Annotated in this window: 7 protein-coding genes and 1 other RNA gene; 3 read left to right on the top strand and 5 right to left on the bottom strand. The window is 44.0% G+C overall.

Annotated elements, in window-relative coordinates; all coding sequences use genetic code 11:
* Positions 1–81 precede the first annotated feature (81 nt).
* A complete protein-coding gene (locus HWQ41_RS29460) occupies positions 82–264 on the bottom strand; it encodes a hypothetical protein (RefSeq protein ID WP_118167250.1) in 183 nt (60 codons plus the stop codon).
* A 128-nt stretch (positions 265–392) separates the two neighbouring features.
* Here HWQ41_RS29460 and HWQ41_RS29455 point away from each other — a divergent pair, with 128 nt between their 5' ends.
* Positions 393–776: a hypothetical protein gene (locus HWQ41_RS29455; protein ID WP_292770913.1), complete on the top strand. Its 384-nt coding sequence runs from the start codon at positions 393–395 to the stop codon at positions 774–776.
* Between the two features lie 121 nt (positions 777–897).
* Here the strand turns inward: HWQ41_RS29455 and rnpB are convergent.
* From rnpB to groL, 4 genes are all read right to left on the bottom strand, one after another.
* Positions 898–1,316: RNase P RNA component class A (gene rnpB, locus HWQ41_RS29450), an RNA gene on the bottom strand.
* Positions 1,317–1,364: 48 nt separating this feature from the next.
* Positions 1,365–2,060 (bottom strand): hypothetical protein, encoded by a 696-nt coding sequence (locus HWQ41_RS29445; RefSeq protein WP_292770911.1) that lies wholly within the window; start codon positions 2,058–2,060, stop codon positions 1,365–1,367.
* Positions 2,061–2,124: 64 nt separating this feature from the next.
* Positions 2,125–3,267 carry a magnesium/cobalt transporter CorA gene (gene corA / locus HWQ41_RS29440; RefSeq protein WP_292770909.1) on the bottom strand — a complete coding sequence of 381 codons (1,143 nt, stop codon included), beginning with the start codon at positions 3,265–3,267 and terminating at the stop codon, positions 2,125–2,127.
* Positions 3,268–3,892: 625 nt separating this feature from the next.
* Positions 3,893–5,566: a chaperonin GroEL gene (gene groL / locus HWQ41_RS29435; RefSeq protein ID WP_292770907.1), complete on the bottom strand. Its 1,674-nt coding sequence runs from the start codon at positions 5,564–5,566 to the stop codon at positions 3,893–3,895.
* 158 nt (positions 5,567–5,724) lie between these two features.
* Between groL and HWQ41_RS29430 the strand changes: the two genes are divergently transcribed.
* Both HWQ41_RS29430 and HWQ41_RS29425 read left to right on the top strand, forming a co-directional pair.
* Positions 5,725–6,807: an MraY family glycosyltransferase gene (locus tag HWQ41_RS29430; protein WP_292770905.1), complete on the top strand. Its 1,083-nt coding sequence runs from the start codon at positions 5,725–5,727 to the stop codon at positions 6,805–6,807.
* A 933-nt stretch (positions 6,808–7,740) separates the two neighbouring features.
* Positions 7,741–8,218 (top strand): VCBS repeat-containing protein (locus tag HWQ41_RS29425; RefSeq protein ID WP_292770903.1); only part of this gene is annotated, 478 nt, incomplete at its 3' end.

The following is an 8,218-nucleotide window of genomic DNA, read 5'->3' as shown; positions in this document are numbered from 1 at the left end:
GGGCAGGGGGGCAGGGGAAGGCAACTAGCTATCTATTTTATATTCCTAAATCTCTTGGATTATTACTCTAACAACTTTTTGCTACTTCTCTCTATCTAGCTTCTCTTGGATAGCTTGACGGCAAAATTCAGGAGGGTCATCTTTAGCTTTTACCTCTTCCTTCATTTCCTTAGTGATACGCAAATGTAGATATTCAGTTAGTGGTCGCTCTCTGTCTGTGGTGAATGGCTTTAAGTTATCTGGATTACCTTTATTTTTAGACATTGTATAGAAATACAAATAAAGTTATTCTCCACATGTATATCAGTGGAGAATGTTAAATCGATGGGCATCTTAGCCTGAGAAACTTGTTGCCCACCGATTCCCACTTTTACAAGAGGTAACTCTATTTTATGTTCACGCGCACAGAATTAGAAGTTAAAAGCTTGAGAGCATTACGCGATTTATGCTTGATACAGTACGGCATCCAAGCAATAGGGAACCCTGCTGATAAAGCATCTTACATTAACGCACTTCTGACCTTTCCTGTTATCGCCTGCAAGCAAGTGTCAGAAAATAAAGGATTGAAATCTCCTATGCTTTCTCAGGTAGAAGCGCTAGAAGCGACACTAGAGGCTATGGGAACACTTACACCGGAGCAGTCAGCATTGCTCAAGGTGACGATGGAGGGAAAGAAGCTAGAGTACCCAGCACGGTATAGTCAAGAGAAACTGTTTGGACTCTATCGGGTTAAATGGCATCTGGATACAGCATTAGAGATACTGGGAATGCTCTAAATGATGAATTAGGGATGTCTACGACGAGCTTCTCTACGAGACGCTACGCGAACGCTTACGCACAAAATCCATACAAAAAATAATGGAGTACAAACCATGAAAGGTTCATACTCCATTGCAGGGGAAAGACTAGGTAGTAAGCCGGGTTCTGTTCTCTTGCGAGGGCAGTTATCTATCTGGGACGCTTGTTACCAAACGCCTCTAGCGGCTCTCATTGAGCGGAACTGGTAAAAGACCAACCGTAGTTCCTATCGCCTTGCTCCCAACCGGGGTTTACCGAGCCAGCACCTCTCGATACTGCTGGTGCGCTCTTACCGCACCTTTGCACCCTTACCAAATTCAGTTCAAAATCTTGGTTCAAAATCCTTAATTTTGAATTTTGAATTTTGAATTTTGAATTGTTTTGGCGGTATCTTTCTGTGGCACTATCCTCACGATCGCTCGCACTGGACGTTATCCAGCAAGTTTGGTCTTTCGGGAGTCCGGACTTTCCTCAAACCAGTGACTATGACTGATCTGCAACTGCCTGCGCCTACTCTCTCCTTAGATCCAGTGTAATCTTTGATGGTGTAGTGTGTGTGGTTGCTATTACTTTTTTTTATTCCAAGGTAGAGCGTAAGTCCAAGGTAGTTTCCTGACTGTGAAAGGACAATTGATAATGCTAATGGGAGGAAAATCACGACCTGGGGATAGACCTAAACGCACCTCAGATACTCTGAGTACCAGTTGCAGAGAAAAGTCTAACTCCTTTCTTCTGTTAATAAAGTCGTTGTATAACTTTTTTTGCCCTTTTTGCAGTCCGTTGATATCAATTAGTGGTTTTTTTGCTGAATAGGTTCCAGCTACATGATCGCGCTCGAAAACATCTTCTGCTGTTACCGTTTCAGAAAGTGTTTTCTTGGGGGCAATCAGGCTAGGACTTTGGGGTACTGCTAAGTCGCGGGTTAAGTCTGGTGATTTGCGAATCACGCGGCGCGATTGCTTACTATGTTCAACTACCAAAGAACTGTTGTCCCAGTCAACGTATACAGCAATATTTTCAGATTTATTTTCAATGCTAATTCCTAAATCTTTCAAATCGTCAATTGGGTATGAGGATTTGAGTCTAAAGGAAATTCCAATTTTATCGTCGAGATTTTGTTCTTTGAGTTGCTCGTCAACGATTCCTTTTTTAAACTCAAACTTAATTTGGTCGTCGATGGATTCAACCATGCGGTTAAAAACATAGGAAACACCGATAATATAAATCGTCAAAACTACTAAATTCTGGTCGCTACTCCTCATAACTCAGAATCTCAACTCCCAGTGCTAATGAATGTATATTCGACTCATCGCTCATTTGCAATTTTTAATTGCGTTTGATTATTACAGAATTTTGTAGCCAGCCTCGCCGCCAAAAAAAGAATAGCAAACCAAGTGCGATCGCTAACATCACTGCCCAGCAAAGTGGATAGCCCCAATACCAATTCAACTCAGGCATATTATATGGCGATTTTTCAGTATTGAAATTCATACCATATATTCCGGCCACAAAAGTCAGTGGAATAAAAATTGTTGAAACTATTGTTAGCACCTTCATGATTTCATTCATTTTGTTACCCACTGCTGAGAGGTACACATCCATCAACCCAGATGCTAGTTCTCGGTAAGTTTCCACCATATCCATTACTTGCACTGTATGGTCATAACAATCTCGCAGGTAGATTCGCACTTCTTCACCAATCAAATCACTCCCATCTCGAATTAAGGCATTAATTGCATCCCTCTGGGGCCAGATAGCACGACGTAGTTGCAGTAATTCTCGCCTAATTTGATAAATATTTTGTAGTGTTTGTGGGGTAGGTCTGACTATTACCTCTTCCTCTAACTCTTCGATTCGCTCACCATAAACCTCCAGTACTGGGAAAAAGCCATCAATAATTGCATCTAACAGAGCGTAAGCTAAATAATCCGCTCCCTGTTTGCGAATGATACCTTTGTTTTTTTCAATTCGCGATCGCACCGCTTCAAAGCAATCATGTTCTGGTTCCTCTTGGACTGTCAGCAAATAATTTTTCCCTAATATCAAACTCACTTGCTCGCTGTAAAAACCACATGTTTTCTCCTTTGCTACTACCATTCGGCTAATGAATAGCAATTGGTCTTCATAATCCTCTGTTTTGGGACGCTCCGGTACATTGACTACATCTTCTAAAACTAGAGGATGTAACTTAAAAACGTTACCCAATCGTTGTAATATGTCTTGACTGCCTAAACCTTGTACGTCTACCCAAGAAATGGATTCCATCTCCAGATATGGGACACACTCCTCTGGGGTTGCTATTTGTTCACGGATGAAATTGGTTTGGTTATAGTCAATCAAGAAAATTATCGGTAGTGGAGCATCTGCATCAATAATAATGGTTCCAGGTATAGTCCCTGGTTGGTGATAGAACTCATCTTCATATGGCCTATTTACTATTTTGGGGAGGCGGCGCAGTTTTCGTGCCATGCAATATTACCTAATAGTGATTAGTCATTTGTCATTTGTCATTTGTCAGTGCTAAAAACAACTGACTAGGGTAACTAACGACTTACACGTAATTTTACAAAATTTAATATAAGGACGGTAATTTATAAATTACGCAATTATTTAGGTGGGTAATTTGCTTATTAGCATTTTGTTGGTAGTCAGTTGTACTCACAATTAATCATTGAAAAGCGCGGTAGAGAACATTGCTCATACGTGTCAAGTTAAAGTGAAAGCCAGTCTAGAACAAGTTTTTAGAGATTATCTCTGATCTGGTGATCTCGTTCCCAGTCTCAGACTGGGAATGCCCGTCATTGGGGCTGCCGCCTCCCTTACTGGCGGCAGAGCCGCAATGAGGTGCATTTCCAGCCAGATGCTGGAAACGAGGTTTGAAAAAGGTTTTACTTTAAGTTGACACGCATGAGCAATGCTGTACCTTTATAACAGGCGTGGTTTAAATAGATGAAAACTGCTGTAAGTTTATTTACGCCCAGCTACTTCCCAGCAATACAGATAACATATCGCCTCTAAATCAGCAATGCTATAAAAAACAGTTTGCCTTGGGAAGACAAACTGCTTAAAAAATATTTATCTGGGTGAGCAGAAGTTAGAACATGCCCATGCCGCCCATGCCGCCCATGCCGCCCATACCGCCCATACCGCCCATACCGCCCATATCAGGGGCAGGAGCAGCGGATCTCTTCTCCGGCTTTTCAACAACGATCGCTTCGGTGGTTAAGACTAAACCAGCAATGGAGCCAGCGTTTTGCAAAGCTGAACGCACGACTTTGGCAGGATCGATAATACCAGCAGCGATCAAGTCTTCAAATTCCCCGGTAGCAGCGTTGTAGCCAATATTGAAATCGCTATCCCGGACTTTAGAGACGATCACAGAACCTTCAGCACCAGCGTTGTCTGCTATTTGGCGCAAGGGGGCTTCTAGCGCTCGTCCGACTATATCAGCCCCAATCTTTTCTTCTTCATCTTGTAAGCTGTTTTTAATCGCTTCTACCGTCTTAGCTAAGTGAATTAGGGTTGTGCCACCACCAGGAACAATACCTTCTTCCACGGCGGCTTTAGTAGCGTTCAGCGCGTCTTCAATTCGCAGTTTGCGGTCTTTGAGTTCGGTTTCCGTTGCCGCACCCACTTTAATCACTGCCACACCGCCAGCGAGCTTGGCGATGCGTTCTTGTAATTTTTCTTGATCGTAGTCAGAATCCGTTTCTTCCAACTGCTTGCGAATTTGAGCAATCCGCTTTTGTACCTCTGGCTTCGTGACACTGCCAGCTACAATTGTGGTGGTTTCTTTGTCAATGGTGATTTTGCGGGCAGTTCCCAGCGCTTCTAGAGCAGCGGTATCCAAGCTCAAGCCGATTTCTTCAGAAATCAACTGTCCATCGGTGAGAATAGCAATATCTTCTAACAAAGCTTTGCGGCGATCGCCAAACCCAGGCGCTTTGATTGCAGCCACGGCCAGTACACCCCGCGCTTTGTTCACTACCAGAGTTGCCAAAGCATCACCTTCGACATCTTCAGCGATGATTAGCAAGGGCTGACCCGAACGGGCAACTTTTTCCAAAATCGGCACTAAATCTTGGATGCTGCTGATTTTTTTATCAGTAACCAGGATACGGGCGTTTTCAAATTCCACGATTTGCCGCTCGTTGTTGGTGACGAAGTAGGGAGAAATATAACCCCTGTCAATCTGCATCCCCTCAACTACTTCTAGTTCAGTGGTTAGAGATTTGGATTCTTCAACGGTAATTACACCATCTTTGGTGACTTTTTCCATTGCTTGGGCTAACATTTGGCCAACTTCTTCATCGTTACCAGCTGAGACAGTGGCAACTTGAGCGATCGCACTTCCTTCTACTGGCTTGGCTACCCTGGCAATTTCTTTTACCAGTGCCTCAATAGTTTTGTCGATGCCGCGCTTCAAGCTAACTGGGTTACTACCCGCCGCGACGTTCTTCAAACCTTCCCGAATCAGGGCCTGTGCTAAAACTGTGGCGGTGGTGGTGCCATCTCCAGCAACATCTTTAGTTTTTGATGCTACTTCCTGCATGAGTCTCGCACCAGTATTTTCCAAAGGATCTTCTAATTCAATTTCCTTGGCAACAGTGATACCATCGTTGACAATTTGAGGTGCGCCAAATTTTTTCTCTAAAAGGACATTGCGACCTTTAGGCCCCAAGGTGATTTTTACGGCATCGGCAAGGGCGTTAACACCCCTTTCTAGAGCTCGCCGCGATTCCTCGTTAAATGCAATAATTTTCGCCATGTTTTATTTCTCCAGCGCTTCCATTAGACAATTTAGCACTCACACGTCAAGAGTGCTAATCTCCCCAGCGGCTCAAGTTACAAATGGAAATAAAAAAAATTGATTAATATACAGGTGATGCTCATATTAGATACTGGCAGTAATGCTTGAATTGGGAGATGAATCTAGACAACTCCCTTAAGTCCCTTGGTATTGCCGACCCTAGCGGCACCGGCTGGTTGGCGGTAGTATTTACATTCCTCTTGGCTTGGGTTGTAACGTGGCGTTTAATTCCGACAGTACGCAAATTCGCCTTGCGGGTAGGTTGGGCTGACCAACCCAACGCCCGGCGACTCAACCGAGAACCTTTACCCAATGCAGGGGGGCTGGCGATCTACGCGGGTGTAATTGCCGCGCTGGTATTAGCTAGCCTTTTACGACCGATCGAACTCCAAAACGTATTGGCTCAGGTGCTCACTATTCTGTTGGGGGGTTCGATATTAGTCCTTGTGGGCTTTATCGATGATCAGTTCGGCTTACCGCCCTCTGTTCGATTGTGGGCGCAAATTATCACGGCACTGTTGCTGGTAGCTAATGGCATCAGCGTCAAAGTGATGTTTGGCACGCCCATCGACTCGTTCCTGTCCATGTTGCTAACAGTACTGTGGGTAGTAGGGATTACCAACGCCATCAACTTGATGGATGGTATGGATGGCTTGGCAGGAGGAATCAGCTTTATTACCGCCATGAGTTTGTTGGCGGTTGCAGCCCAATTTAACAACCGTGCAGCCGCAATTTTGGTACTCGCAGCTTTGGCAGGTGCTGCACTGGGCTTTTTGCGCCATAATTTCCATCCGTCACGAATTATTATGGGTGATGCCGGAGCATACTTTTTTGGCTATGTGCTGGCAGCAACTAGTATTTTAGGGAAACTGCAACAAAACACAGTTTATGCACTAATTCCGACGGTTTTATTTCTGTTGTTACCAGTGCTAGACACCACTCAAGTATTTGTGCGGCGGCTACTAGCAGGAAATAACCCTCTGAGTACTCCTGGCAAAGACCACCTGCACCACAGTTTACTTGCTTGGGGACTCTCCCAGCGCAATGCTGCATTCACGCTTTGGTCAATTACCTTAGTTTTCAACTTGCTGGCGATGAGAATACAAGGTATGAGTTTAGCTGTGATGGTAGCTACCGCCAGTAGCATTATCATTCTTTTGGGCTTTACTGTCTGGCAAAGGATACGCCAACAACCTTAGTTGCTTGTAGGGTTGGCATTGTAATGCTAGCCCTACTATCTTTTATTCTCTACATCGCTAAGATATTTTACCAGGGGAAAGTGATGTTTACAATGTGCTGCGACGCTACGTTCGCCCTTGGTGTCTCCCCTTTGGGAGAACTACGTTGTCCACACATCTTTACACACTATACAAAACATCGTTTGATCCTCCTAAATCCCCCGATAAATTGGGGGACTTTGAGAATTTTTTGCCCCCCTTTTTAAGGCAGGGCTGTTTCATTCGATCTCTTAGATATTTTGTCAAGAGTACGAGTCAGAAATTTGCTTGATTTGGTCATCGAAAAGCTACCACCTCAACGAGTAAATTTCAGTGCGAACGCGATTTTCTTGCCCAATCAGATTTTTTAGTCACCTGACTTTTTTGCTTGAAACGCTTGTAAATCAGAGCCTTTTAGGGAATGAAACAGCCCTGCTTTTTAAGGGGGGTTGGGGGGATCAAAAGGCTGTGGGGCAACCTGACAAGACTTGTGTGTACACCGTAGCCTTTGGGAGAAGGGGAGACACCAAGGGAGAATACTCGCTAACGCTGACGCTATCGGTGATCCACACTAATCATATAGATTTTTTAAGAATTTATGTATGAAGTAGCTACTAGCATTATATTATAGTGTTGATAAAGCTTATTGGCTTGATGTAATTATTAAGACTAATACTTAATAGTTAGAAACTATTGTAAAAATTACATTTTTAGCTAGAAGGTTATCTGTCTTAGATATCTCAAGCTGAAGCTTGAACTAAAGTCTCAAAATTAACTTTTTTTCATTCTGAATACCATTTCTGTATGAAGATGCACATAACAAGTCGCCCCAAGGCAGTGGGGCGACTACAGGGGGGTAAATATATGCAGCTTCACAAAGAAACGGTATAAGTCCTATCTACTTATGCATAACCGATGAAAAAAACAAGGGTCAAGCTAATTGCTTCTGTTGTGTTGTTTGCTGCTGTTGTGCTGTTGTCAATACTTGGAAGTCCGGCGCAAGCGCAATTCAATCTTAACGAGTCTTGGACGCAGAATCCCTACTACGGGAGTCGGGGAACATTCTTCGCCGATGTTACCGGGGATGGCAGGGCTGATGCCATTGTGGTTAACGATGACAAAGTAACTGTCCGACGCTCCAATGGTTTTAGTTTTACTGGTAACGAGTCTTGGACGCAGAATCCCTACTACGGGAGTCGGGGAACATTCTTCGCCGATGTTACCGGGGATGGCAGGGCTGATGCCATTGTGGTTAACGATGACAAAGTAACTGTCCGACGCTCCAATGGTTTTAGTTTTACTGGTAACGAGTCTTGGACGCAGAATCCCTACTATGGAAGTCGGGGAACATTCTTCGCCGATGTTACCGGGGATGGCAGGGCTGATGCCATTG

This window comes from Nostoc sp. NOS(2021), from assembly GCF_017115025.1.
GTDB lineage: Bacteria > Cyanobacteriota > Cyanobacteriia > Cyanobacteriales > Nostocaceae > Nostoc.
The sequence above is the reverse complement of the archived record's forward strand: the minus strand, read 5'-3'. Positions and strand labels throughout refer to the sequence as shown.

Excerpts from the sequence above, each read along its gene's own strand:
- HWQ41_RS29460 (WP_118167250.1), bottom strand. The coding sequence starts at position 264 with ATGTCTAAAAATAAAGGTAATCCAGATAACTTAAAGCCATTCACCACA.
- HWQ41_RS29455 (WP_292770913.1), top strand. The coding sequence starts at position 393 with ATGTTCACGCGCACAGAATTAGAAGTTAAAAGCTTGAGAGCATTACGC.
- HWQ41_RS29445 (WP_292770911.1), bottom strand. The coding sequence starts at position 2,060 with ATGAGGAGTAGCGACCAGAATTTAGTAGTTTTGACGATTTATATTATC.
- corA (WP_292770909.1), bottom strand. The coding sequence starts at position 3,267 with ATGGCACGAAAACTGCGCCGCCTCCCCAAAATAGTAAATAGGCCATAT.
- groL (WP_292770907.1), bottom strand. The coding sequence starts at position 5,566 with ATGGCGAAAATTATTGCATTTAACGAGGAATCGCGGCGAGCTCTAGAA.
- HWQ41_RS29430 (WP_292770905.1), top strand. The coding sequence starts at position 5,725 with ATGAATCTAGACAACTCCCTTAAGTCCCTTGGTATTGCCGACCCTAGC.